The sequence below is a fragment of the Gryllotalpicola protaetiae genome (genome assembly GCF_003627055.1).
Lineage (GTDB): Bacteria > Actinomycetota > Actinomycetes > Actinomycetales > Microbacteriaceae > Gryllotalpicola > Gryllotalpicola protaetiae.
In genome coordinates this window covers 3,371,675-3,396,084 of record NZ_CP032624.1, presented here as the reverse complement: position 1 = coordinate 3,396,084, position 24,410 = coordinate 3,371,675, and the positions used below count along the sequence as shown (strand labels likewise).

General features: G+C 69.1%; 23 protein-coding genes. 17 read left to right on the top strand and 6 right to left on the bottom strand.

The window, feature by feature from the left end:
- Positions 1–188: 188 nt before the first annotated feature.
- Genes thrS through D7I44_RS16510 form a run of 5 tightly spaced genes read left to right on the top strand, consistent with a single transcriptional unit; the run spans position 189 to position 4,788 of the window.
- The gene (gene thrS / locus D7I44_RS16530; RefSeq protein ID WP_120790499.1) at positions 189–2,162 is read left to right on the top strand and encodes a threonine--tRNA ligase; all 1,974 of its coding nucleotides are present in this window, start codon (positions 189–191) and stop codon (positions 2,160–2,162) included.
- 2 nt (positions 2,163–2,164) lie between these two features.
- The gene (locus D7I44_RS16525) at positions 2,165–2,758 is read left to right on the top strand and encodes an HIT family protein (protein ID WP_120790498.1); all 594 of its coding nucleotides are present in this window, start codon (positions 2,165–2,167) and stop codon (positions 2,756–2,758) included.
- Between the two features lie 12 nt (positions 2,759–2,770).
- Positions 2,771–3,661, top strand: a complete 891-nt coding sequence (gene pdxS, locus D7I44_RS16520; RefSeq protein ID WP_120790497.1) for a pyridoxal 5'-phosphate synthase lyase subunit PdxS — start codon at positions 2,771–2,773, stop codon at positions 3,659–3,661.
- The gene (pdxT, locus tag D7I44_RS16515) at positions 3,658–4,251 is read left to right on the top strand and encodes a pyridoxal 5'-phosphate synthase glutaminase subunit PdxT (protein ID WP_120790496.1); all 594 of its coding nucleotides are present in this window, start codon (positions 3,658–3,660) and stop codon (positions 4,249–4,251) included. The genes pdxS and pdxT overlap by 4 nt, the downstream gene beginning before the upstream one ends.
- Positions 4,252–4,260: 9 nt before the next feature.
- Positions 4,261–4,788, top strand: coding sequence for a DUF1697 domain-containing protein (locus tag D7I44_RS16510; protein WP_120790495.1), 528 nt, complete (start codon positions 4,261–4,263; stop codon positions 4,786–4,788).
- A 6-nt stretch (positions 4,789–4,794) separates the two neighbouring features.
- Here the strand turns inward: D7I44_RS16510 and D7I44_RS16505 are convergent, their stop codons facing one another.
- Positions 4,795–5,607 carry an alpha/beta fold hydrolase gene (locus D7I44_RS16505; RefSeq protein ID WP_162940335.1) on the bottom strand — a complete coding sequence of 271 codons (813 nt, stop codon included), beginning with the start codon at positions 5,605–5,607 and terminating at the stop codon, positions 4,795–4,797.
- A gap of 64 nt (positions 5,608–5,671) precedes the next feature.
- Here D7I44_RS16505 and D7I44_RS16500 point away from each other — a divergent pair, with 64 nt between their 5' ends.
- The 8 genes from D7I44_RS16500 to D7I44_RS16465 all read left to right on the top strand — a co-directional run bounded on the left by D7I44_RS16500 (position 5,672) and on the right by D7I44_RS16465 (position 14,369).
- Entirely contained in the window at positions 5,672–6,433 is a 762-nt protein-coding gene (locus D7I44_RS16500; protein ID WP_120790494.1) for a YebC/PmpR family DNA-binding transcriptional regulator, read from the top strand.
- A 6-nt stretch (positions 6,434–6,439) separates the two neighbouring features.
- Positions 6,440–7,015 (top strand): crossover junction endodeoxyribonuclease RuvC, encoded by a 576-nt coding sequence (gene ruvC / locus D7I44_RS16495; RefSeq protein ID WP_120790493.1) that lies wholly within the window; start codon positions 6,440–6,442, stop codon positions 7,013–7,015.
- Positions 7,016–7,072: 57 nt separating this feature from the next.
- The gene (gene ruvA / locus D7I44_RS16490; protein WP_120790492.1) at positions 7,073–7,717 is read left to right on the top strand and encodes a Holliday junction branch migration protein RuvA; all 645 of its coding nucleotides are present in this window, start codon (positions 7,073–7,075) and stop codon (positions 7,715–7,717) included.
- Positions 7,714–8,754: a Holliday junction branch migration DNA helicase RuvB gene (gene ruvB / locus D7I44_RS16485; RefSeq protein ID WP_120790491.1), complete on the top strand. Its 1,041-nt coding sequence runs from the start codon at positions 7,714–7,716 to the stop codon at positions 8,752–8,754. The genes ruvA and ruvB overlap by 4 nt, the downstream gene beginning before the upstream one ends.
- A gap of 92 nt (positions 8,755–8,846) precedes the next feature.
- A complete protein-coding gene (gene yajC, locus D7I44_RS16480) occupies positions 8,847–9,272 on the top strand; it encodes a preprotein translocase subunit YajC (RefSeq protein WP_120790490.1) in 426 nt (141 codons plus the stop codon).
- A gap of 66 nt (positions 9,273–9,338) precedes the next feature.
- A complete protein-coding gene (secD, locus tag D7I44_RS16475; RefSeq protein ID WP_120790489.1) occupies positions 9,339–11,084 on the top strand; it encodes a protein translocase subunit SecD in 1,746 nt (581 codons plus the stop codon).
- Positions 11,084–12,097 carry a protein translocase subunit SecF gene (secF, locus tag D7I44_RS16470; RefSeq protein WP_120790488.1) on the top strand — a complete coding sequence of 338 codons (1,014 nt, stop codon included), beginning with the start codon at positions 11,084–11,086 and terminating at the stop codon, positions 12,095–12,097. The genes secD and secF overlap by 1 nt, the downstream gene beginning before the upstream one ends.
- A 22-nt stretch (positions 12,098–12,119) precedes the next feature.
- Complete coding sequence (locus D7I44_RS16465) at positions 12,120–14,369, top strand: RelA/SpoT family protein (protein ID WP_120790487.1); 2,250 nt, start codon at positions 12,120–12,122, stop codon at positions 14,367–14,369.
- A gap of 85 nt (positions 14,370–14,454) precedes the next feature.
- Here D7I44_RS16465 and D7I44_RS16460 read toward each other — a convergent pair whose 3' ends face one another.
- The 3 genes from D7I44_RS16460 to D7I44_RS16450 form a co-directional block, all read right to left on the bottom strand.
- The gene (locus D7I44_RS16460) at positions 14,455–14,991 is read right to left on the bottom strand and encodes a hypothetical protein (RefSeq protein WP_120790486.1); all 537 of its coding nucleotides are present in this window, start codon (positions 14,989–14,991) and stop codon (positions 14,455–14,457) included.
- A gap of 64 nt (positions 14,992–15,055) precedes the next feature.
- Positions 15,056–16,285, bottom strand: coding sequence for a DUF349 domain-containing protein (locus D7I44_RS16455; RefSeq protein ID WP_120790485.1), 1,230 nt, complete (start codon positions 16,283–16,285; stop codon positions 15,056–15,058).
- Positions 16,286–16,378: 93 nt separating this feature from the next.
- On the bottom strand, positions 16,379–17,200 hold the full coding sequence (locus tag D7I44_RS16450) for a peptidylprolyl isomerase (RefSeq protein WP_120790484.1): 822 nt from the start codon (positions 17,198–17,200) through the stop codon (positions 16,379–16,381).
- Positions 17,201–17,263: 63 nt separating this feature from the next.
- On the opposite strand from D7I44_RS16450, the gene D7I44_RS16445 reads away from it, so the two are divergent.
- On the top strand, positions 17,264–18,586 hold the full coding sequence (locus tag D7I44_RS16445) for a replication-associated recombination protein A (RefSeq protein WP_120790483.1): 1,323 nt from the start codon (positions 17,264–17,266) through the stop codon (positions 18,584–18,586).
- Between the two features lie 5 nt (positions 18,587–18,591).
- Here the strand turns inward: D7I44_RS16445 and gap are convergent, their stop codons facing one another.
- A complete protein-coding gene (gap, locus tag D7I44_RS16440) occupies positions 18,592–19,590 on the bottom strand; it encodes a type I glyceraldehyde-3-phosphate dehydrogenase (RefSeq protein ID WP_120790482.1) in 999 nt (332 codons plus the stop codon).
- A gap of 113 nt (positions 19,591–19,703) precedes the next feature.
- On the bottom strand, positions 19,704–20,657 hold the full coding sequence (locus tag D7I44_RS16435; protein WP_120790481.1) for a GlxA family transcriptional regulator: 954 nt from the start codon (positions 20,655–20,657) through the stop codon (positions 19,704–19,706).
- A gap of 146 nt (positions 20,658–20,803) precedes the next feature.
- On the opposite strand from D7I44_RS16435, the gene rpsD reads away from it, so the two are divergent.
- The 3 genes from rpsD (at position 20,804) to alaS (ending at position 24,403) form a co-directional block, all read left to right on the top strand.
- Complete coding sequence (gene rpsD, locus D7I44_RS16430) at positions 20,804–21,427, top strand: 30S ribosomal protein S4 (protein ID WP_120790480.1); 624 nt, start codon at positions 20,804–20,806, stop codon at positions 21,425–21,427.
- An 81-nt stretch (positions 21,428–21,508) separates the two neighbouring features.
- Entirely contained in the window at positions 21,509–21,694 is a 186-nt protein-coding gene (locus D7I44_RS16425; RefSeq protein ID WP_120790479.1) for a hypothetical protein, read from the top strand.
- A 54-nt stretch (positions 21,695–21,748) separates the two neighbouring features.
- Complete coding sequence (alaS, locus tag D7I44_RS16420) at positions 21,749–24,403, top strand: alanine--tRNA ligase (protein ID WP_120790478.1); 2,655 nt, start codon at positions 21,749–21,751, stop codon at positions 24,401–24,403.
- Positions 24,404–24,410 lie beyond the last annotated feature (7 nt).

The window sequence follows — 24,410 nt, the reverse complement described above, 5'->3', positions numbered from 1 at the left end:
GTGTGGGTCTTGGTCGCGCGTGGCGCAGCCCAAGATCACGACGCTAGGCCTGAGCGGTAGCGCACGGCCAGAGCGTGGTGTTAACAACTGGTGACGGATTCCCCGTTCGAGGGTCACCTGGGGGCTCACGCACCCGCCGCTAGAGTTGAGGCATCCCTCGTACAGACGTCTAGCTAGGAGTGGTTCACGTGGCCGATGGCTTCGAGCTCTTCCCTGATCGGAACGTTGTCGCGATTCGCGTCAACGGCGAGCTGAAGGACAAGGCCACCACGACGACGACGGATGACCTGGTCGAGCCGGTCACCGTCGATTCGCCCGACGGCCTGAGCATCTTGCGCCACTCGGCCGCTCACGTGCTCGCTCAGGCCGTGCAGCAGGTGAACCCCGACGCCAAGCTCGGCATCGGCCCGCCGATCACCGACGGGTTCTACTACGACTTCGGCGTCGCCGAGCCGTTCACCCCCGAGGCCCTGAAGGACCTCGAGAAGGTGATGCAGCGCATCGTCAACCAGGGCCAGCGCTTCGTGCGCCGCGTGGTGACCGAAGACGAGGCGCGCGCGGAAGAGGCGGACGAGCCGTTCAAGCTCGAGCTGATCGGGCTGAAGGGCGGCGCCGGCAAGGCCGACGACAACGAGAGCGTGGAGGTCGGCGCGGGCGAGCTGACCATCTACGACAACGTCGACCCGAAAACCGGCGAGACGGTCTGGAAGGATCTCTGCCGCGGACCGCACCTGCCGGACACCAAGCTCATCTCGAACGGCTTCGCGCTCACCCGCGTGGCCGCCGCCTACTGGCGGGGGAGCGAGAAGAACCCGCAGTTGCAGCGCATCTACGGCACCGCCTGGCCCACGAAGGACGACCTGCGCGCCTACCAGGAGCGACTTGCAGAGGCCGAGCGCCGCGACCACCGCAAGCTCGGCAAGGAGCTCGACCTGTTCTCGTTCCCTGACGAGATCGGCTCGGGCCTCTCGGTGTGGCATCCGAAGGGCGGCATCGTCCGCTACGAGATGGAGCAGCACGCGCGCCGCCGCCACCTCGAGCAGGGCTACTCGGTCGTCTACACGCCACACCTTGCGAAGTCCGACCTGTTCTCGATCTCCGGCCACCTGCAGACGTATGCCGACGGCATCTGGCCGCCGATCCGCATGGATGAAGAGCGGAACGCCGAGGGCGTCGTCGTCAAGCAGGGCGCGGACTACTACCTGAAGCCTATGAACTGCCCGATGCACATCCTGATCTACAAGGAGCGCGGGCGCAGCTACCGGGACCTGCCGCTGCGGTTCTCCGAGAACGGCACCGTGTACCGCAATGAGCTGTCGGGCGCACTGCACGGCCTGACCCGTGTGCGCGGCTTCACCCAGGATGATGCGCACCTGTTCGTGGCGCGCGACCAGCTCGAGGCAGAGACCACGAAGGTGCTCGAGTTCGTGATCTCGCTGCTGAAGGACTTCGGACTCACCGACTTCAAGCTCGAGCTGTCGCTGCGCGACGACGAGAAGTCGAAGTGGATCGGCGACGAGCAGCACTGGGCCGAGGCGACGGACGCGCTGCGGCGCGTGGCGCTCGCCTCCGGGCTCGAGCTCACCGAGGAGCCCGGCGAGGCCGCGTTCTACGGACCGAAGATCGACCTCAAGACGACGGATGCGCTGGGCCGCAGCTGGCAGCTGTCGACGGTGCAGGTCGACTTCAACCTGCCGGAGCGGTTCGGGCTCGAATACACCGCAGCCGACGGCTCGAAGCAGCAGCCGATCATGATCCACCGCGCGCTGTTCGGCTCCATCGAGCGCTTCTTCGCGATCCTGCTCGAGCACTACGCGGGGGCGTTCCCCGCCTGGCTGGCGCCGGTGCAGGTGCTCGGCATCCCGGTGGCCGACGAGTACGCGCCCTACCTCGACGACGTGATCGCGAAGCTCGCGGCGCAGAGCGTCCGGGCCGAGGTCGACCACTCCGACGACCGCATGCAGAAGAAGATCCGCAACGCCGCCAAGTCGAAGGTCCCGTTCCAGCTGATCGCTGGGGAAGAGGACCGCTCGCACGGCACGGTGAGCTTCCGCTTCCGGGACGGCAGCCAGCTGAACGGCATTCCCGTCGACGACGCGATCGCCAGGATCACCGCGTCGATCGCGTCGCACGAGCAGGTCGACACCGCCTGGGCCGAGTAGACATGGCGCGGCTCTCCCTCGGCGACTACGAGGATCACGAGGGGGCGGATGCCTCGGCATCCGTTCACCTCGATGACCCGTCGCACCTCGCAGGCGTGCCCGACGAGTTCCAGCGCCTGTGGACGCCGCACCGCATGGTCTACATCCAGAACGGGCAGCAGCAGCCGCACGGCGACGACTGCCCGTTCTGCGTGGCCCCAACGCTGCCCGACGAGGAGTCGCTGATCGTCCACCGCGGCCAGGCGGCGTTCGCGCTGCTCAACCTGTTCCCTTACAACAGCGGGCATCTGCTCGTATGCCCGTACCGGCATATCTCGCTCTATGACGAGGCCAATGCGGAAGAAGTGGCTGAGATCGGGGAGATCACCCAGACCGCGATGCGGGTGATCCGTGAGGTGTCGCGCAACGACGGCTTCAACCTCGGAATGAACCAGGGAGCCATTGCCGGCGCGGGAATCGCGAGCCACCTGCACCAGCACGTCGTGCCGCGCTGGGCCTCCGACGCGAACTTCCTGCCGATCATCGCGAAGACGAAGGCGCTGCCGCAGCTGCTCGGCGAGGTTCGGGCGACGATCGCCCAGGCGTGGCCCAGCTAAACTGGAGGAACTATGACCAACGGAGAAATCGGCTCGAGCCGCGTCAAGCGCGGGCTCGCCGAAATGCTGAAGGGCGGCGTCATCATGGACGTCGTCACCCCCGAGCAGGCGCGCATCGCCGAGGACGCGGGCGCAGTGGCCGTCATGGCGCTGGAGCGCGTCCCCGCCGACATCCGCTCACAGGGCGGTGTTGCACGTATGAGCGACCCCGACCTGATCGACCAGATCATCTCCTCCGTCTCGATCCCCGTCATGGCGAAGGCGCGCATCGGCCACTTCGTGGAGGCGCAGGTGCTGCAGGCGCTGGGCGTCGACTACATCGACGAGTCCGAGGTGCTGTCGCCGGCCGACTACGTCAACCACATCGACAAGTGGAACTTCACCGTCCCCTTCGTCTGCGGTGCGACCAACCTCGGTGAGGCGCTGCGCCGCATCAACGAGGGCGCGGCGATGATCCGCTCGAAGGGCGAGGCCGGCACCGGCGACGTCTCGGAGGCGACCAAGCACATCCGCAAGATCACCTCAGAGGTGAACGCGCTCAAATCGATGACGAAGGACGAGCTCTACGTCGCCGCGAAGGAGCTGCAGGCTCCCTACGAGCTGGTGGCCGAGATCGCCGAGACCGGCAAGCTTCCCGTCGTGCTGTTCACCGCGGGCGGCGTGGCCACCCCGGCCGACGCGGCGCTCATGATGCAGCTCGGCGCCGACGGCGTGTTCGTGGGCTCCGGCATCTTCAAGTCGGGCGACCCGGCCAAGCGCGCCGCCGCGATCGTCAAGGCGACCACCATGTACGACGACCCGCAGACGATCGCCGAGGTCAGCCGCGGGCTCGGCGAGGCGATGGTCGGCATCAACGTCTCCGACCTGGCAGCCCCGCACCGCCTGGCCGAGCGCGGCTGGTGAGCTCGGCTCCTCGCGTAGGCGTCCTGGCGCTCCAGGGGGATTTCCGCGAGCACTTGGCGGTGCTTCGCGAGCTGGGCGCCGACGCGGTGCCCGTGCGACGGGCTTCTGAGCTGGCATCCGTTCGGGGCCTCGTGATCCCCGGCGGCGAGTCGACCGTCATGGACAAGCTGTCGCGCGCCTTCGACCTGCGCGAGCCGCTGCTCGACGCGATCGCGGGCGGCCTGCCGGTCTACGGCACGTGCGCGGGGCTGATCATGCTGGCCGACCGCGTGCTGGATGCCATCGAGGGGCAGCAGACGCTCGGCGGCCTCGACGTCACGGTGCGCCGCAACGCCTTCGGCTCGCAGCTCGACTCGTTCGAGACCGACCTCACGATGCCCGTGCTCGGCGATCCGCCGGTGCATGCGGTGTTCATCCGCGCCCCGGTGGTCGAAGCGCTGGGGGAGAAGGCGACCGCGATCGGCTCGCTCGAGGACGGGCGCGTGGTCGCGGTCGAGCAGGGCAACCTGCTCGGCACCTCGTTCCACCCCGAGGTCACCGGCGACTACCGCTTCCACGAGTACTTCCTCTCGAAGGTGCGCGCGGCCTAGCGTGGGCTCATGATCGCGTACGTCGCCCTGCTCCGCGGGGTCAACGTCGGGGGCATCACGATCAGGTCGGCCGATCTCGGCGAGCTGTTCCGGTCGCTCGGCTTCGGCGGCGTGCGCACGGTGCTCGCGAGCGGCAACGTCGTGTTCGAGAGCGAAGAGGCGGATGCCGCAGCGCTCAAGGCCCGCATCGAGAAGGCTCTGCGCGAGCGCTTCGGGTATGACGCCTGGATCGTGCTCGTCACCCGCGAGAAGCTCGCCGAGGTCGTCGCGGCGTTCCCCTTCGACGCGGAGCGCGAGGGCTGGCATCCGTATGTCCTGTTCGCCTCGGATGCCGCGCGCCTGCGCGAGCTGGTCGAGACCGCCCCGACGCTCGACCCCGATGAGGAGATCGTGGCGGGCGGCGACGGCGTGCTCTACTGGCAGCTCAACATCTCGGTCGGCAGCACGAACACGAAGCTGGCGAAGCTCACCGCCAAGCCGCGCTTCAAGCCGACCACCACGAACCGGAACCTGCGGACGCTCACGAAGCTGCTCTAGGCGGGCTCAGCGTCGGGCGTTCGCCGCCCAGTGCTCGCGGACGATGCCTGCCACCGCGTCGGCGTCCTCGAGCGGCGCGATATTGCGCACGCCGTGCAGCGTGCGCGTGCGAGCGTTCATCATGCGGTTGGTCACGCGCTCGGCCTCGGCCGGGCCCCAGCCCGTGCGCGAGTCGCCCGCGACGAAGACGGTCGGCGCCTCGACCGCGACGGCCGCGTCATCGAGCGAGGGACGGTCGAGGACGAAAGAGCGGGCCGCACGCACGAATCCGCGGCGATCAGCACTCAGGAATCCGTTTTTCACGATGCGCACCGCCTCTGCGTCGACGGCGATCGTGCGCTCGGTCATGATCGAACGCAGCAGTCGCACCTGGACCGGAGCGGGGAAGCCGAACAGTCGGACGAAGGGGAGCGCGGCGGCGAGGTCGCGGCGCTCGCGCCCGGCGAGCGGCGTCGTGGGCGCGCCGATGGACACGAGCGAGCGGATGCGTCGCGGCTCCTCCACGGCCGCGGCGATGCCGACCTGGCCGCCCCACCCGTTGCCGACCCAGTCGACGCGGTCGATGCCGAGCGAGTCGAGCACGTCGAAGGTGGCGATGGCGCAGTCGGCGATCGTCGCCTGGCGGGTGAGCGGGTCGCTGGCTCCGAACGACGGGCCGTCGATCAGCACGACGGTGCGCAGGCGCGTGAGCACGGGAACCACGCGGTCCCAGCTGTGCGAGTCGACGAAGAAGCTGTGCCACAGCACGGCGACGCGCTTGGGACCCTCTTCGACCCGAACCCCCAGGCGCCCGAGGCGCGTGGCGAGCTTGATCGGCATGGTCGCAAGCCTAGTAACGAGGTGCTCGTAGAATTGACCGAACGCTATTTCAACCAGGAGACGTATGTCCGGGCATTCCAAGTGGGCGACGACCAAGCACAAGAAGGCTGTCATCGATCAGCGCCGTGCGAAGTCGTTCGCGAAGCTGATCAAGAACATCGAGGTCGCGGCGAAGATCGGCGGCGCCGACCTCACCGGCAACCCGACCCTCGCCGACGCGGTGCAGAAGGCGAAGAAGACCTCTGTCCCCAACGACAACATCGACCGCGCGATCAAGCGCGGCGCGGGTCTCACCGGCGAGACCATCGACTACGCGACGATCATGTACGAGGGCTACGCCTCCGGCGGCGTCGCGCTGCTCGTCGAGTGTCTGACCGACAACAGGAACCGCGCAGCGGCCGAGGTGCGCACGGCGATGTCGCGCAACGGCGGCACGCTCGCCGACCCGGGTTCGGTGGCGTACAACTTCAGCCGCAAGGGCGTCATCGTGGTCCCGGCTGAGGGCACCACCGAGGACGACGTGCTGGCCGCGGTCCTCGAGGCCGGCGCCGAAGAGGTCACCGCCCAGGGCGAGAGCTTCGAGGTGCTCACCGAGTCGGGCGAGCTCGTCGCGACCCGCACCGCCCTGCAGGAGGCCGGCATCGACTACGACTCGGCCGACGTCGAGTTCGTGGCGTCCGTCAAGGTCAACGCCGACGCGGAGACGGCGCGCAAGGTCTTCCGCCTCATCGACGCCCTCGAGGACAGCGACGACGTGCAGAACGTCTACACCAACCTCGACCTGTCGCCAGAGGTCCAGGCCGAGCTCGAGGAAGACGAGGACTAGGCCCGCATGGCGCTGCGCGTGCTCGGGGTCGACCCCGGCCTGACGCGCTGCGGCTACGGGGTCATCGACGCCGACCGCGCCCCACGACTGGTGCGGGTCGGCGTCGTCCGCACCCCGTCGGACCTCGAGCACGGGAAGCGCCTCGTGCGCATCCTCGCAGGGCTGCGCGAGGTCATCGACGAGACGCGGCCCGACGCGCTCGCGCTCGAGCGGGTGTTCGCGAACAACCAGTTGAACACGGTCATGGGCGTCGCGCAGGTGTCCGGCCTGGTGATCCACGAGGCGGCGAGCCGGGGGATTCCGCTCGAGCTGTTCACCCCCAGCGAGGTGAAGAGCGCGATCACCGGCTACGGCGGCGCCGACAAGCCCCAGGTGGGCGAGATGGTGAGACGGATTCTTCGGCTGGACGCCGTGCCGAAGCCGGCGGATGCCGCGGACGCGCTCGCCCTCGCGATCGCGGCCTCCTGGCGCTCGGCGCGGGGGATTCCGACGGGGGCGGCGCCGCGTGCGGCATCCGGCGCCCTCACGCCTGCGCAGCAGGCCTGGCTCAACGCCGAGAAGGCGACCCGCAAGCAGTTCTGAACCTATGTTCGAGTGTCGCTACCGCGTGATGTCGGGGGCGGCACATAGCCTGGGCGCATGATCAGCTCACTGCGCGGCACCGTCCTGCGCGCCTCAGGCGCCGAGCTCGTGATCGAGGTGGCCGGGGTCGGCTACCTCGTGAGCGTGACGCCGGAGCATGCGCTCGCGCTGCGCGTGGGCGATGAGGCGCTCGTGCACACGGCGCTGATCGTGCGGGAGGACGCCCTCTCGCTCTTCGGCTTCGAAGACGTCGAGCGGCTCGACGTCTTCCAGCTGCTGCTCGGCGTGAACGGCGTCGGGCCGAAGTCGGCGCTGGGGGTGCTGTCGGCGCTCACGCCCGACCAGATCGCCCGTGCGGTGCAGTCCGATGACGACGCCGTGTTCCGCAAGGTGAGCGGCATCGGGCCGAAGACGGCGAAGCTCATCGTGGTGCAGCTCGCCGGCAAGCTGCACGTCGTTGCGCCCGCGGCTGCGGCGCCGGCTGCGAAGCAGAAGACGACGGTCGGCGACGACGTGCGCGTCGCGCTGGTCGGGCTCGGGTGGCCTGAGAAGGTGGCTGCGGATGCCGTGGCCGAGGTCCTCGCCGAGCTGGGCGACGCAGCGGCCGACGCCACCGCGGCATCCGTGCCCGCCCTGCTGCGCCGCGCACTGGCCGTGCTCGGGCCCGCCGCCCAGCATCAACCCGCGGGGGCCGGCCGATGAGCGACGACCTCACGACGCCCCAGGCGCAGAACGAGGCGGAGCTCGCCTTCGAGGGCGCGCTGCGGCCCAAGTCGCTCGGCGAGTTCGTCGGCCAGTCGAAGGTGCGCGGTCAGCTGCAACTGCTGCTCACGGCCGCGCGGATCCAGGAGCGCACGGCCGACCACATCCTGCTCGCCGGCCCGCCGGGGCTCGGCAAGACGACGCTCGCCATGATCGTCGCGACCGAGAGCGACCGGCCGCTGCGCATGTCGAGCGGCCCCGCCATCCAGCACGCCGGCGACCTCGCCGCCGTGCTCTCGTCCCTCGTTCCCGGCGAGGTGCTCTTCATCGATGAGATCCACCGCATGGCCCGCAGCGCGGAGGAGATGCTGTACCTCGCGATGGAGGACTTCCGCATCGACATCATGGTCGGCAAGGGGGCGGGCGCGACCAGCATCCCTCTCGATCTCGCACCGTTCACCCTCGTGGGCGCCACCACGCGCTCCGGCCTGCTGCCCAACCCGCTGCGCGACCGCTTCGGCTTCACCGCACACCTCGAGTTCTACTCGGACGACGAGCTCGAGAAGGTGCTCGACCGGGCGGCTGGCATGCTCGAGCTCGACATCGACCGGGAGGCCCTCGCCGAGATCGCCGGCCGCAGCCGCGGCACTCCGCGCATCGCGAACCGGCTGCTGCGGCGCGTGCGCGACTACGCCCTGGTCCACACGGGCCGAGCCCACCTTGCGGCCGTGCGCGCCGCGCTCGAGCTGTACGACGTCGACGAACTGGGGCTCGACCGACTCGACCGCGCCGTCATGCAGACCGTGCTGACACGATTCGACGGCGGTCCGGTCGGCCTGTCGACGCTCGCGGTGTCCGTGGGGGAGGAGGCGGAGACGATCGAGTCGGTCGTCGAGCCGTTCCTCGTGCGCATCGGGCTGATCTCGCGCACCCCGCGGGGGCGCGTCGCGACCGCCCGGGCCTGGCGGCATTTCGGGCTGGAACCCAGCAGGCCGACAGGTGGCGCCCAGCAGGCGCTTTTCACCGATGACCTATAATCCTGCGAAGGGCCAGATCGGCCCGCAATCCCCGCGTGAGGCCGTGCTCCGACCGTTGAGCGGCTCCCTCACACCGAAAGGACTTCCCCTTCATGGGCAGTAACCCCACCCTCATCGTCTTGATGGTCGTCATCGTCGGGTTCTTCTTCTTCTGGACGTGGCGCAACAATCGCAAGCGTCAGCGCGATGAGGCCGAGAAGTCGTCACAGCTCGTCAAGGGCGTCGAGATCATGACGAACTCCGGCATCTTCGGAACCATCGAGTCCGTCGACCTCGAGAACAACAAGGTCGTCCTCGAGACCGCGCCCGGGCAGTTCCTCACCGTTCACCGCCAGGCGATCTCCCGCATCGAGACGCCCGCTCAGGCATCCGTCGACGACGACGCGAACTCGACCGACGCGACCACCGCGAGCGCCGTCGAGCAGGCGAACGCCGAGGCTCAGGCCCAGGCGGCGAAGACCGCCGACCAGAAGCCCGAGTTCGGCGAGCGCATCCAGCCGAGCAAGAACGACGAGTAAGTCCCGCTCCAACTCCCAGCCGCACGGTGGTCCCTACCGCCTGCGGCAGAAAGCTGAGTCCCGCCCGTGGCCAAGACGTCACCTGTTCGGCACGCGTCCCGCTCCCTGATCTGGCTGGGCGTGCTCGTCGTCGCCCTCGCCGCCGCGCTCACCAGCGGCGTGCTCTGGGGCAGCGCGACCGTCGCCCCCAAGCTCGGCCTCGACTTGCAGGGCGGCACCGAGGTCATCCTGACCCCGGCGCTCGCGGGCAACCAGCAGATCACGAGCGACGAGCTCGACCAGGCGGTCTCGATCATCCGCCAGCGCGTCAACGCCTCGGGTGTCTCGGAGGCCACCGTCTCGACTCAGGGCAACACGAACATCGTCGTCGACGTGCCCGGCCGCCTCGACGACGCCACGAAGCAGCGCATCGAGGCCTCGTCGAAGATGGAGCTGCGGCCGGTGCTGCTGGCCGAGAGCCCCGCGACGACCTCCTTCACCGGGCAGGACGGCAAGCAGACGCCGTACCCGACACCCGCGCCGACCCTCGCGAACACGCCGACGGCGAAGCCGACCGATGCGAGCGACCCCAGCTGGGTCACGCCGTACCTGCAGGCCAAGTACGACGCGTTCGACTGCGCGACCCTGAAGGACGCCACGACCAACGTCGCCCCCGCGGGCGAGCCGCTCGTCACCTGCGATGACGCGGGCCAGACCAAGTACCTGCTCGGCCCGGTCGAGGTGCAGGGCAGCGACATCACGAACGCCACGGCGGGCATGATCTCGAGCCAGCAGGGCGTCACCACCGGCCAGTGGGGCGTCAACCTGACGTTCAACTCGACGGGCGCGAAGGCGTTCGACAAGGTCAGTCAGCGCCTCAACGGCTACTACGTCGCCGCGCAGTCGGCCGGCACCAACGACCCTCGCTCGCAGTTCGCGTTCGTGCTCGACGGCCGGGTGCTCGAGGCGCCGCAGATGCAGGGCATCATCACCGGCAACACCTCGCAGATCACGGGCAGCTTCACCCAGGCGAGCGCTCAGACGCTCGCCAACCAGCTCAAGTTCGGCGCGCTGCCGGTGAGCTTCAAGGTGCAGAGCTCCAACACGATCTCGGCGACGCTCGGCTCCGCCCAGCTGCTCTCGGGCGTGATCGCCGGCGCGATCGGCCTGCTGCTGGTCTTCATCTACACGCTGTTCCAGTACCGCACGCTCGGCTTCGTGACGATCGCGTCGCTCGTGATCGCGGCGGCGCTCAGCTACCTGACGATCTCGCTGCTGTCGTGGCAGATGGGCTACCGGCTCTCGCTCGCCGGCGTCGCCGGCCTCATCGTCGCGATCGGCTTCACCGCCGACTCGTTCATCGTGTACTTCGAGCGAATACGCGACGAGCTGCGCGAGGGCAGGGGTCTCGAATCCGCCGTCGAGGCGGGCTGGAAGCGCGCCCGCCGCACGGTGTACGCCGCGAAGACCACGAACCTGCTCGCGGCCGTCGTGCTCTACATCTTCGCCGTCGGCGACGTGCAGGGCTTCGCCTTCACGCTCGGCCTCACGACGATCCTCGACGTGATCATCGTGGTGCTCTTCACGCACCCGATCATGCAGCTGTTCGCGCGCACCGAGTTCTTCGCCTCAGGGCACAAGCTCTCCGGCCTCGACCCGACGGCGCTCGGCGCCGTCTACCGTGGCGCCGGCCAGTTCCGGCCCTCCACGGCGGTCGGCGCGGGCAAGCTCGCCTCGAGCAGCCGTGAAGCCGCCAAGCGCCAGACCATCGCCGAGCGGAAGGCCGCGGAGCTCGCGGCCGCCGGCACCCGTCGTAACGGAAAGGACGACTGATGCCCTCCCCATTCCAGCGGTTCGGCAACGACCTCTTCACGGGCGCCCGTTCGGTCAAGTTCGTCCAGCGCAAGAATCTGTGGCTCGGCATCTCGGCCGTGCTCATGATCCTCTGCATCCTCATCCCCGTCGTGCGCGGGTTCAACTGGGGCATCGACTTCCGCGGCGGGTCGCAGTTCCAGATCTCCAACGTGCACACCACCGACCAGTCGGTCGCGACACAGGCGGTGCACGAGGTCAAGTCGGGCGCCGTTGTCCAGGTGTCGGTCGTCAACCGCACCGGCATCCGCGTCACCACCGACCAGCTGACCACCGGCCAGACCAAGCAGGTGACGAACAACCTCGCCGCGGCGTACGACGTCAGCGCCGACGAGATCACCTCGTCGTTCATCGGGCCGGCCTGGGGCCAGGACGTGTCGCGGAAGGCCCTCGAGGGCCTCGGCGTCTTCCTCGCCCTCGCGTTCATCGGCATGGCGCTGTACTTCCGCACCTGGAAGATGTCGCTGTCGGCGATCATCACGCTGTTCCACGACCTGATCTTCACGGCCGGCGTATACGCCCTCACCGGGTTCGAGATCACCCCGGCCACGGTGATCGGCTTCCTCACGATCCTCGGCTATTCGCTCTACGACACCGTCGTCGTCTTCGACAAGGTTCGCGAGAACACGACGGAGGACGTCGAGAAGCTCGCCCGCACCTTCGGCGAGTCGGTGAACCTCGCGGTCAACCAGACGCTCGTGCGCTCGATCAACACCGCGGTCATCGCGGCGCTGCCAGTCGCCGGCATCCTCTTCATCGGCGGTTTCGTGCTGAACGCGACCACCCTCGAAGACATCTCGCTCGCGCTCTTCACCGGCATCCTGATCGGCACCTACTCGACCGTCTTCGTGGCCGCACCGTTGTACGCGTGGCTGCGGCAGGGCGAGCCGGCGATCGCGAAACATGACAAGCGCGTGCTCGCTGCCCGTGCAAAGGCCCCCGTCGGCGCGGAGAACGTGGCAGTCACGCGATAATGGCCTAAAGGAGGCGGTGCTGATGGTCGATACCACGACGAGCAACCAGACCGCCTCACTGCGCCGTCTCGTGCCTCGCCTGTTCTCCCGTTCGGTGCAGAACGGCGCGCTCGACACGCTGCTGCGCACCGTGCGCCAGCACCACCCGCGCGCAGACATCGCGCTGATCGAGCGGGCGTATGCCACGGCGGAGAAGGCGCACGCCGGGCAGACCCGCCGCAGCGGGGAGCCGTACATCACGCATCCGCTTGCCGTCGCCCAGATCCTCGCCGATCTCGGCATCGGCTCGAAGACCGTCGCGGCGGCGCTGCTGCACGACACCGTCGAGGACACCGACTACGGCCTCGATCAGCTCACCGCGGATTTCGGCACCGAGATCGCGATGCTGGTCGACGGCGTCACGAAGCTCGACAAGGTCAAGTACGGCGACAGCGCCCAGGCCGAGACGGTGCGGAAGATGATCATCGCGATGTCGAAGGACATCCGCGTGCTGGTGATCAAGCTCGCCGACCGTCTGCACAACGCTCGCACCTGGGGCTTCATGCCGACCGCCAACGCCGAGCGGAAGGCGAAGGAGACCCTCGAGATCTACGCGCCGCTCGCGCACCGCCTCGGAATCCAGACCATCAAGTCCGAGCTCGAAGACCTGAGCTTCGCGGTGCTGCAGCCGAAGCTCTACGTCGAGATCGAGAACCTCGTGAAGCAGCGCTCGCCCGAGCGCGAGCGGGTCGTTCAGCAGGTGATCGACGCGATCGACGAGGACCTGCGCGGCGCGCGCATCCGCGGCAAGGTCGTCGGGCGGCCGAAGCAGTACTACTCGATCTACCAGAAGATGGTCGTGCGCGGGCGCGAGTTCGACGAGATCTACGACCTCGTCGGCATCCGCGTGCTCGTCAACACGGTGCGGGACTGCTACGCGGTGCTCGGCCAGATCCACGCCAGGTGGACCCCGATGCCGGGCCGCTTCAAGGACTACATCGCGACGCCGAAGTACAACCTGTACCAGTCGCTGCACACGACCGTGATCGGCCCGGGCGGCCGCGCCGTCGAGATCCAGATCCGCACGGAGGAGATGCACCAGCGCGCCGAGTACGGCGTCGCGGCGCACTTCAAGTACAAAGAGCGCGCGGCGGGCGGCAAAGACGACAAGACCAACGCGGATGCCGACCTGACCTGGCTCGCGCACATCACCGACTGGCAGGCCGAGACCGAGGACCCGAGCGAGTTCCTCGACTCGCTGCGCTACGAGATCGGTGCGAAAGAGGTCTACGTCTTCACCCCGAAGGGCAAGGTCATCGGTCTGCCGCAGGGTGCGACGCCGGTCGACTTCGCGTACGCGGTGCACACCGAGGTGGGCCACCGCACCATGGGCGCGAAGGTCAACGGGCGGCTCGTGCCGCTCGACTCCGGCCTGTCGACGGGCGACGTCGTCGAGGTGTTCACCTCGAAGAACCCGGACGCCGGCCCCAGTCAGGACTGGCTGAACTTCGTCCAGAGCCCGCGCGCGCGCAGCAAGATCAAGCAGTGGTTCACGAAAGAGCGCCGCGATGAGGCGATCGAGCAGGGCAAAGACGCGATCGCGCGCGCCATGCGCAAGCAGAACCTGCCGCTCACCAGGCTGATGAGCGCGGATTCTTTGGCCGACGTCGCCCAGACCCTGCACCTCGAGGGTGTCGAGGCGCTGTATGCGGCGGTCGGCGAGGGCCATGTGTCGACCCAGTCGGTGCTCGAGAAGCTCGTCAGCGGCCTGCAGACCGAGACCGAGAGCACGGTCGCCGAGGCCGCACCGATCGTCCGCGGCCGGCGGCCGCGCAGCTCGAGCGACTCCGGAGTGCTCGTGCGCGGTGCGCCCGACATCCTCGTCAAGCTCGCGAAATGCTGCACGCCGGTGCCCGGCGACGAGATCGTCGGCTTCATCACCCGAGGCGCGGGCGTCTCGGTGCACCAGGCCAGCTGCCAGAACGTCAAGAGCCTGATGGATCAGCCCGAGCGCATGATCGACGTCGAGTGGGCCGAAGAGAACAAGGGTGTCTTCCTGGTGCAGATCCAGGTCGAGGCGCTTGACCGCTCCGGGCTGCTGTCCGACATCACGCGGGTGCTGTCGGAGCACCACGTCAACATCCTGTCGGCGACGGTCTCGACTTCGCAGGACCGGCTCGCGCTCTCGCGATATGTGTTCGAGATGGGCGACACAACCCACCTCGACCGCGTGCTGAACGCCGTGCGCCGCATCGACGCCGTCTACGACGTCTATCGGGTCTCTGCTGGCTAGTCCCGCCGCTCCTCGCGCGGCGTGAGTCGTTGCGCGAGGCGCCATACACGCCGCCGCGTCGCTGTGGCCGAGCCATGCGCGGACGTCACGCACCCCACTCCCTAAGGCGTTCGAGGGCGCGGAGCTTGCCCGGAGTGTGGCCGAGGCCGAGCGCGATCGTGATGGACTCGGCCACCACCGCAGGGGAGCGCAGCAGCCCGCGCGCGGCCGCCTCGCGCTCGGCCGACACAGCGTCGAGCAGCGCGACATCGACCGCGGTACGGCCGCGCGAGGTGAGGCGGATGCCGGCGAGCGAGACGAGGTCCTCGTCGGGCACGGTCGTCTCGCGCAGAGTGATGCGCGTCGTCGACAGCAGACGACCTCGAGCGTCACGGCGGATCGAGCCGGTGTGGACGAGGGGTGGCCGGTCCAGGCATCCATACACCCAGAGCGCAGTGTCGAGCTCGGCCACCATGCGCGCGCTGAACAGGCCCGCGAGCGCGGCTGCGCGATTCACCGCGAGCTCGGGCTCGTCGACGGCGATCACGGCCTCGTCGAGCGCGAACGCCTCGCCGTCGAGCCGCAGTGCGGACAGCTCGGCGACAGGGAAGTCGAGGCGCGTGAGCACGGGGGAGTAGCGCATAGCGGCAAGCCTCCCAGGTGCAGAAAAGGCCCGGGCGAACCCGGGCCCTTCTGTGGAGAACTGCCTATCGAAGCGCGTTCAGCCACGCCTTGCGAGCGTCGATGGCCTCCTGCGCGTCGGCGATCGCCTTCGTGTCGCCTGAGGCCTGCGCGTCGGCGAGCTCCGACTCGAGCCGCTCGATCGCTTCGGTGAGCTGGGCCGCGAGGCCGGCGCTGCGCGCCTGCTTCTCTGGATTGTTCGCGCGCCAGTGCTCCTCGTCGAGCTTGCGCACGGCGGCCTCGACGCGGCGCAGGCGGTCTTCGATCGGGCGCACCTGCTCGCGCGGCACGCGGCCGATCTCGTCCCATCGGCGCTGGATGTCGAGCAGCTTCGCCTTCGCGACGTCGCGGTCGCTCTCGCCGGCGAGCGGCTCGGCCTCGGCGAGCAGCGCGAGCTTGGCGTCGAGGTTCGCGGAGTACTCCTCGTTCTCGATCGTGTCGGCCTCTGCCTTGGCCGCGTAGATCTGGTCGCCGGCTGCCTTGAAGCGGGCCCACAGCGCGTCGTCGTCGCGCTTGCCTGCGCGGCCCGCGCGCTTCCACTCGTCGAGCAGCTCCCGGTACTGCGGGATGCCGTCGATTCCGCGCGGCACGAGCGCCTCTGCGCGCTCGATCAGCGTCGCCTTGATGGTGCGCGCATCGCGGTGCTGCGAGTCGAGCTCTGCGAAGAACGCCTTGCGGTTGCGCTCGATCACCGAACGCGCGCCCCTGAAGCGCTTCCACAGCTCGTTGGCCTCGTTCTTGGGAAGACGGGGTCCGTCCTTCTGGTGCTGCTGCCAGCGCCCGAACAGCTCGTCGAGCTGTGCGCTGGTGCGCTTCCACTGGGTCTTCGCCGGGTCCTCTGCGGCCAGGGCCTCGACCTCGACGACGATCTGCTCGCGCACGGCGAGGGCGTCCGCGAGGGCCGCCTTGGCCTCTGCGCTCTGCTGCTCGGTGAGCTCTTCGACCGCGCCGCCCAGCTTGTCGAGCCGCGCCTCGAGCGAGGCCAGATCGCCGACGGCGCTCGCGCCGACGATGCTCGACTTCAGCGTCGCCACCGACTTCGCGACGTCCGCGGCTGGGGCGCCACGCCGCGCACGCTGCTCGAGGATCGACACCTGGCCGGCGAGGTCGGCGAACTTCCGCTCGTAATACGCCAGAGCCTCTTCTGCGGTTGCACCGGGGAACTCGCCGACGGCGCGCTCACCGTCGCCTTCGCGCACGTAGACGGTGCCGTCCTCGGCCACACGGCCCCAGGGCTGCTGTTGGGAATCGGACAAGATGCTCCACCTTGCTCACGGATCGGCCCAGGGGAAGGCCGATGCTGACACTCGCCCGCCAGCCTATTGCACCCCACCCCGGGGTGTCGCGGCCTACTTGATCGTGAACCCGGTGATGGTCGTCGGCACGGTCGGAACGCCGTCGCCCTGCCCGTTGCTGTTGTCCTGGCCCTTGTCGGCGATGTCGCTGATCAGCTTGTCGAGGCCGCTCGTGACCTGGCCCACGACCGTGTATCCGCCCGCGGAGTCCGCCGGGATCGTCGTGTCGCCGTAGACGATGAAGAACTGGCTGCCGTTGCTGTACGCATTGCCGCTCTGGCGAGCGAGCGCGATGACGCCCTTCTTGTAGACGTTGTCGCTCGGCGCGTTCTCGATCGGCCCGAAGCTGAAGCCGGGGCCGCCCGTCGGACCGTCTGCCACGGTCTTCGCGCCGCCGCACTGCAGCACTTTGAAGTCGTCGCCCGTGGTCAGGCGGTGACACACCGTGCCGGCGTAGAAGCCGTTCTGAATCAGGCTGATCACGGCCGACGCGCCCTGCGGCGCCGCCTTGCCGTCGAGCGTGACCCCCAACGGGATGTCGCTGTTGAGCGTCAGCGTCCCCGTCCAGTCGCGGCCGTCGGCGATCGACTTGTCAGGGACGTCGCCCTGGTTGGCGTTGGTGGCAGTCGGGGTGGGCGTAGGCGTCGCCGTGGCGGTCGATGCGGGCTTGGCCTCCGGCTTTCCGGGACCCACTCCGAAATAGGCGAGCTGCGCGCCGATCGCCGCAGCAGCCACGATGACGATCGCGATGCCGGCGATCAGGTTGTCGCGGCGGCGGCGCTTCCGGCCCGTCTCGTGAACGGTCTGCCTGGCCTGGTACGCACGCAGTCGCTCGCGGGCGATGCGGGCGTCGCGGTCGTTCTTCGAGGGTGCCACCCGCGCACTTTATCGGGTGTGGATATGTACGTCGAAATCGACGGACACTCGTAAGCTTGTTCTATGTCTGACACACGGGTGGGTCTGCGCAGCGGCGCCACCCCGCTCGCGGTGCGCATGCGGCCGAAGAGCCTCGACGAGGTCGCCGGTCAGCACCACCTGCTCACGCCCGGCTCGCCGCTCGTCGCGCTCGCCAACGACAAGACGGGCGAGCGCGGCTCGGTCTCCGTCATCCTCTGGGGGCCGCCCGGCACGGGCAAGACCACGCTGGCACAGGTCATCGCGCATTCGTCCGGCCGGCGATTCGTCGAGCTCTCTGCCGTGACGGCCGGCGTGCGCGACGTGCGCCAGGTGATGGACGAGGCGATGTCGAACCGCGACCTCTACGGCATCTCGACGGTCCTCTTCCTCGACGAGATCCACCGGTTCACGAAGGCCCAGCAGGACGCGCTGCTCCCCGGCGTCGAGAACGGCTGGGTCATCCTGGTCGCCGCCACCACCGAGAATCCGTCTTTCTCCGTCATCTCGCCGCTGCTGTCGCGCTCGCTGCTGCTCACCCTCGAGACGCTGACCGCCGACGATCTCGGCACGCTCGTCGACAGGGCCGTCGCCGACCCGCGCGGGCTCGCCGGCCGTTTCGAGCTCGAGCAGGAGGCCAGGGCTGCGATCGTCCAGCTGTCATCGGGCGACGCGCGGCGCGCGCTGACGGCGCTCGAGGCGGCGTCCATCACGGCCGACTCCGAACAGCAGACCGTCATCACAGCCGAGCAGGTGTCTCGGGCGGTCGACCGCGCCCTGCTGCGCTACGACCGCCAGGGCGACGAGCACTACGACGTCATCAGCGCGTTCATCAAGTCGATCAGGGGGTCCGACGCGGATGCCGCGCTGCACTACCTGGCGCGCATGATCGAGGCGGGGGAGGACCCGCGGTTCATCGCCCGCCGCCTCATCGTCTCGGCGTCAGAGGACATCGGCATGGCAGACCCGACGGCGCTCGGCGTGGCGGTCGCCGCGGCGGATGCCGTGCAGTACATCGGGATGCCCGAGGGGCGCATCCCGCTCGCGCAGGCCACGGTGCACCTGGCCACCGCGCCGAAGTCGAACGCCAGCTACATGGCGCTCGACGCCGCCATCGCCGACGTGCGGGCGGGCAAGGCCGGCCGCGTGCCCAAGCACCTCCGTGACGCGCATTATGCGGGCGCGAAGAAGCTCGGGCACGGCAAGGGGTATGTCTACCCGCACGACGACGAGCTGGGGGTGGTCACGCAGCAGTACCTGCCCGACACGCTGAAGAACGTCGAGTACTACCGGCCGACCGATCACGGCAACGAGCGCGACATCGCCTCCCGGTGGGAGAAGCTGAAGCGCATCATCCGACGGCGCTGAGTCGCTCAGTCGCGCGCGAGCAGCTCCAGCGTGTCGACGACGCGGTTGGAGAATCCCCACTCGTTGTCATACCAGGCGACGACCTTGACGTTGCGACCGTCGACGCGGGTGAGCGCAGAGTCGAAGACCGAGGATGCTGCGACGCCGACGATGTCGGACGACACCAGCGCGTCCTCCGAGTACTCGAGGATGCCGGCGAGCTTCCCGTCTGCCGCCGCCCGGTAGGCGGCGAGCACCTGGTCGCGCGTCACGTCGCGGGCGACCACGGTGTTGAGCTCGACGATCGAGCCGACGGGAACGGGCACGCGGATCGAGTCGCCCGACAGCCTGCCGTCGAGCTGCGGAAGCACGAGTCCGATGGCCTTGGCGGCGCCGGTGGTCGTCGGCACGATGTTGACGCCGGCGGCGCGGGCGCGACGGGCGTCGCGGTGCGGGCCATCCTGCAGGTTCTGCTCCTGCGTGTACGCGTGCACCGTCGTCATGAAGCCGTGCTCGATGCCGGCGAGCTCGTCGAGCACGGCCGCCAGCGGCGCGAGCGCATTCGTCGTGCAGGACGCGTTCGACACGATGGCGTGGGTCGCAGGGTCGTAGGCGTCGGTGTTGACGCCGTAGGCGAGCGTCACGTCGGCGCCGTCGGACGGGGCACTGACGAGAACGCGCTTCGCACCGGCCTCGAGATGGGCGCGCGCAGCCGCAGCCGAGGTGAAGCGGCCCGTCGACTCGAGCACGATGTCGACACCGAGCTCGGCCCACGGCAGCTTTGCCGGCTCACGTTCGGCGGTGACGCGGATGCGGCGGCCGTCGACGACGAGCACGTCGCCGTCCACGCTGACGGGACGGCCGAGCCGGCCTGCAGTGGAGTCGAAAGCGAGCAGGCGGGCGAGCGCCGCCGGCTCGGTGAGGTCGTTGACGGCGACGACCTCGAGTTCGCTGTCACGCGCGAGCAGCGCGCGCAGCACGTTGCGGCCGATGCGTCCGAAGCCGTTGATGGCGATGCGGGTCATGGGTGGTTTCCTTTCCGGAATCCACGATCACTCCGACTGCGCAGCCGTGGCATAGGCGCGGGCGCCATGGTCCGCAAGGATCGCGCCAAGCATCCGTATGCGTCGGACGCCGCCTACTCGCCCTTCGAGAACGTGCGCCGGTACTCGCTCGGCGTCGTGCCCAGAATGCGCTGGAAGTGCAGTCGGAGATTCGCCGCCGTGCCGAGCCCGACGCCCGCCGCGATCTGCTCGACGCTCTGCTCCGACCGCTCGAGCAGCTCGCGGGCCACGTCGACTCTGGCCCGCATCACCCACTGCATCGGCGTGTAGCCGGTGTCCTCGACGAAACGGCGCGAGAAGGTCCGCGGCGACACCGCGGCATGCCGCGCGAGCGCCTCGAGGGTCAGCGGGTCGCCGAGCCGCCGCAGCGCCCACTCGCGCGTCGCCGCGAACCGCTCGCCCAGCGGCTCGGGCACGCTGCGCGGCACGTACTGCGCTTGGCCGCCGCTGCGGTACGGCGCCGCGACAAGGCGACGCGCGGCGTGATTCGAGACGGCCACGCCCTGCTCGCCACGCAGGATATGGAGGCACAGGTCGATGCCCGATGCCGCGCCGGCCGAGGTCAGCACGGTTCCCTCGTCCACGAACAGCACGTTCTCATCGACGGTGACGAGCGGATGCCTCGCCGCCAGCGCCCGCGTGTAGTGCCAGTGCGTCGTCGCGCGCTTCCCGTCGAGCAGGCCGGTGGCCGCGAGAGCGAAGGCGCCTGTCGAGATCGCGGCCAGCTTCGCGCCGCGGTCGTGCGCGCGCTGCAGCGCCTCGACGGCCGCAGTCGGCGGGTCTTCGCGATCGGGGAAGCGGTACCCGGGCACGAACACCAGATCGGCCCACTCGAGCGCCTCGAGCCCGTGGGCGACGTGGTACGACAGACCGTCGCCACCCGCGACGAGACCGGGCGCCGGGCCGCAGACTCGCACCTCGTACGGCATGCTGGCACGCGTCGTGAACACCTGCGCCGGAATGCCGACGTCGAGCGGTTTCGCGCCCTCGAGCACGAGCACGGCGACGCGGCGCAACGGTTCGGGCACGTCTGGTAATCTAGTCAGGTTGCCTGAGGCGCCTAATGCGCTGCAACGAATCCCATTAGACGATGACCGCTCTCCGTTAGGGCGGTTCACGTGCGCTTCGAACGCACGCGCTCCGGTCAGGAGATCACAGAATCGAAAGGAAACACGTGTCCTCACAGTCACGTAGCAAGACCCGCCTCTCCCGTGCACTCGGCATCCCGCTCACTCCCAAGGCTGCGCGCTACCTCGAGAAGCGCCCCTACGCCCCCGGTGAGCATGGCCGCACCAAGCGCAAGGCCGACAGCGACTATGCCGTCCGTCTTCGCGAGAAGCAGCGCCTCCGCGCCCAGTACGGCCTCGGTGAGAAGCAGCTCCGCATCGCGTTCAACGACGCCCACCGCCGCGCCGGCATGACCGGTGACAACCTGGTCGAGGCCCTCGAGACGCGTCTCGACGCGCTGGTGCTCCGCGCCGGCTTCGCCCGCACCACCTCGCAGGCCCGCCAGTTCGTGACCCACCGCCACATCCTCGTCGACGGCAAGATCGTCGACCGCCCGTCGTTCAAGGTGAAGCCGGGTCAGCTCATCCACGTCAAGGCCAAGTCCGAGGGCACCGAGCCCTTCCAGGTCGCGGCCGCCGGCGGCCACCTCGATGTGCTGCCGAAGACCCCGGGCTACCTCGAGGTCGAGATCGACAAGCTGCAGGCCCGTCTGGTCCGCGCCCCGAAGCGCGCCGAGGTGCCGATCCAGTGCGAGACCCAGCTGGTGGTCGAGTACTACGCAGCTCGCTAAGCGGCACTGCCTATACGCTGGGGAGCGGGGTCCATTGTGGCCCCGCTCTTCCGCGTTAACGGGACCAATCGGAGCTTTGATATGAAGACCTTCCTCGCCCTCGTCGTCGGTGTCGTGCTCGGATTCGTGGCGGCGCACCAGTTCAACCGCACCGAGCAGGGTCAGCGCTTCTTCGGCGACCTCGACGCGAAGGCGCGTGAGTTCGGCGCGGCCGTGGCCGACGGCTACCACGCGCGCGAGGCCGAGCTGCGCTCGCCAGAAGCCTGAACCCCGCCCAGACCCACCCGCACGCCCTCGCACCCCAGGTAGAACCCCTCCTCGATGCTCACTTCTGAGATCCACCGCCGCTTCCTCGACTTCTTCGCGCAGCGCGACCACACGATCATGCCGTCCGCCTCGCTGATCAGCGACGACCCGTCGCTGCTGTTCACGATCGCCGGCATGGTGCCGTGGGTGCCGTATCTGACCGGCATCGTCCCTGCGCCGTACCCGCGCATCGCCGACGTGCAGAAGTGCATCCGCACGCTCGACATCGAAGAGGTCGGCAAGACTCCGCGGCACGGCACCTTCTTCCAGATGCTCGGCAACTGGTCGTTCGGCGACTACTTCAAGGCCGAGGCCATCACGTACGCCTGGGACCTTCTGCTGACGCCCGAGAACCAGGGCGGCCTGGGCTTCGACGAGAAGGACCTCTGGTTCACCGTCTACGAAGACGACGACGAGGCCTACAACGAGTGGCTGAAGGTCGGGGCATCCGCCAGCCGCATTCAACGGCTCGGCAAGGACACCAACTACTGGTCGACCGGGCAGCCCGGGCCGGCCGGCCCCTGCTCGGAGATCTTCTTCGACCGCGGGCCCGCGTACGGCATCGACGGCGGCCCGGCCACCGACGACGACCGCTATGTCGAGATCTGGAACCTCGTGTTCATGCAGTACCTCATCAAGGACGTGAAGTCGAAGTACGACTTCACCGTCGTGGGCGAGCTGCCGCAGAAGAACATCGACACGGGCGCCGGCCTCGAGCGCATCGCGTTCATCAAGCAGGGCGTCGGCAACTTCTACGAGATCGACCAGGTGCGCCCGGTGCTCGACCGCGCCGCCGCGATCGCGGGCAAGAGCTACGGAGCGAACCACGAGGACGATGTGCGGCTGCGCGTCGTCTCCGACCATGTGCGCTCCTCGCTCATGCTGATCAGCGACGGCGTCACGCCGTCGAACGACGGCCGCGGCTACATCCTGCGCCGCCTGCTGCGCCGCACGGTGCGCGCGATGCGCCTGATGGGCGTCGACACCGCGGTCTTCCCCGAGCTGTTCACGGCGAGCCGCGACGCGATGAAGGGCGCCTACCCCGAGGTCGAGACCGACTTCAGCCGCATCTCGCACACGGCGTACGCCGAAGAGGAGACCTTCCTGCGCACGCTCGCGGGCGGCACCACGATCCTCGACACGGCCGTCGCCGACACCAAGGCGGCGGGCAAGTCGCAGCTCTCCGGCGACACCGCGTTCCTCCTGCACGACACGTGGGGCTTCCCGATCGACCTGACGCTCGAGATCGCCGACGAGGCGGGCCTCGCGGTCGACCGCACCGCGTTCGACACGCTCATGAAGGAGCAGCGCGATCGCGCAAAGGCGGACGCCCGCGCGAAGAAGGGCCAGATCGCCGACCTCACGGTCTACAGCCCGTTCCGCACGCTCGGCGAGACCGTGTTCACCGGCTACTCCGACTTCACGACGGATTCCGAGGTGCTGGGCGTCATCGTCGACGGCAGGGCCGTCGACCGCGCTCGCGAGGGCGAGGTCGCCGAGGTGATCCTGAAGGAGACCGCCCTGTACGCGGAGTCCGGCGGCCAGGACGCCGACCAGGGCACCATCGTCGGCCCGGGCTACGAGCTCGAGGTGCTCGACGTGCAGCGCCCGGTCGCTGGCCTCATCAGCCACACCGTGCGTGTCAGCGTCGGCGAGGTCGGCGTGGGCGCCAAGGCGACCAGTGTCGTCGACCAGGAGTACCGCCGTGGCGCGAACCAGGCGCACTCGGGCACGCACATCGTGCACGCCGCGCTGCGTCAGCTGCTCGGCTCGAACGCGCACCAGTCCGGCTCGTACAACAAGGCCGGTTACCTGCGCCTCGACTTCTCATGGAACAAGCCGCTGTCGGCCGAGACGAAGAGCGAGCTCGAGGAGATCTCGAACAACGCGATCCGCGAGAACCTGCAGGTGACCACGCGCGTGCTGCCGCTTGCCGACGCCAAGGCGCTCGGCGCCATGGCGCTGTTCGGCGAGAAGTACGGCGATCGGGTGCGCATGGTCGAGATCGGCGGCGCGTGGAGCCGTGAGCTGTGCGGCGGCACCCACGTCGGCGGCTCCAGCGAGATCGGCATGATCAATCTCATCGGCGAGTCCTCCGTCGGCTCGACCAACCGCCGCGTCGAGTCCCTCGTCGGCATCGAGGCGTTCCGCGACCTGGCCGCCGAGCGCGCGATCGTCACCGAGCTCACCTCGAACCTCAAGACGCCCCGTGAGAAGCTGCCAGAGCGCATCTCCGAGCTCGTCGCGAATCTCAAGACCGCCGAGAAGAAGATCGCGCAGTTCGAGGCGAAGCAGTTGCTCGAGCGCGTGCCCGCCCTGGTCGAGACCGCGTCGCGTGTGGGCGCGGTGCGCCTCGTCGCGCAGGACGCAGGCGAGCTGCGCGGCGGCGACGAGCTGCGCCAGCTCGCGATGAGCGTGCGCGAGCGCCTCGGCAGCGATCCCGCCGTCGTCGCACTGACCGCGACGGTGTCCGAACGGCCGATCGTGCTCGTGGCGACCAACCAGGCCGCCAGGGATGCCGGCGCGAAGGCCGGCGCGCTCGTGTCCGTCGCCGCCGGCATGCTCGGCGGCCGCGGCGGTGGCAAGGACGACCTCGCCCAGGGCGGCGGCGCCGACGCGGCGGCGACCCCGGCCGCGCTCGCGGCGATCGCCGACGCGCTCGGCGCGTAGGGGCGGC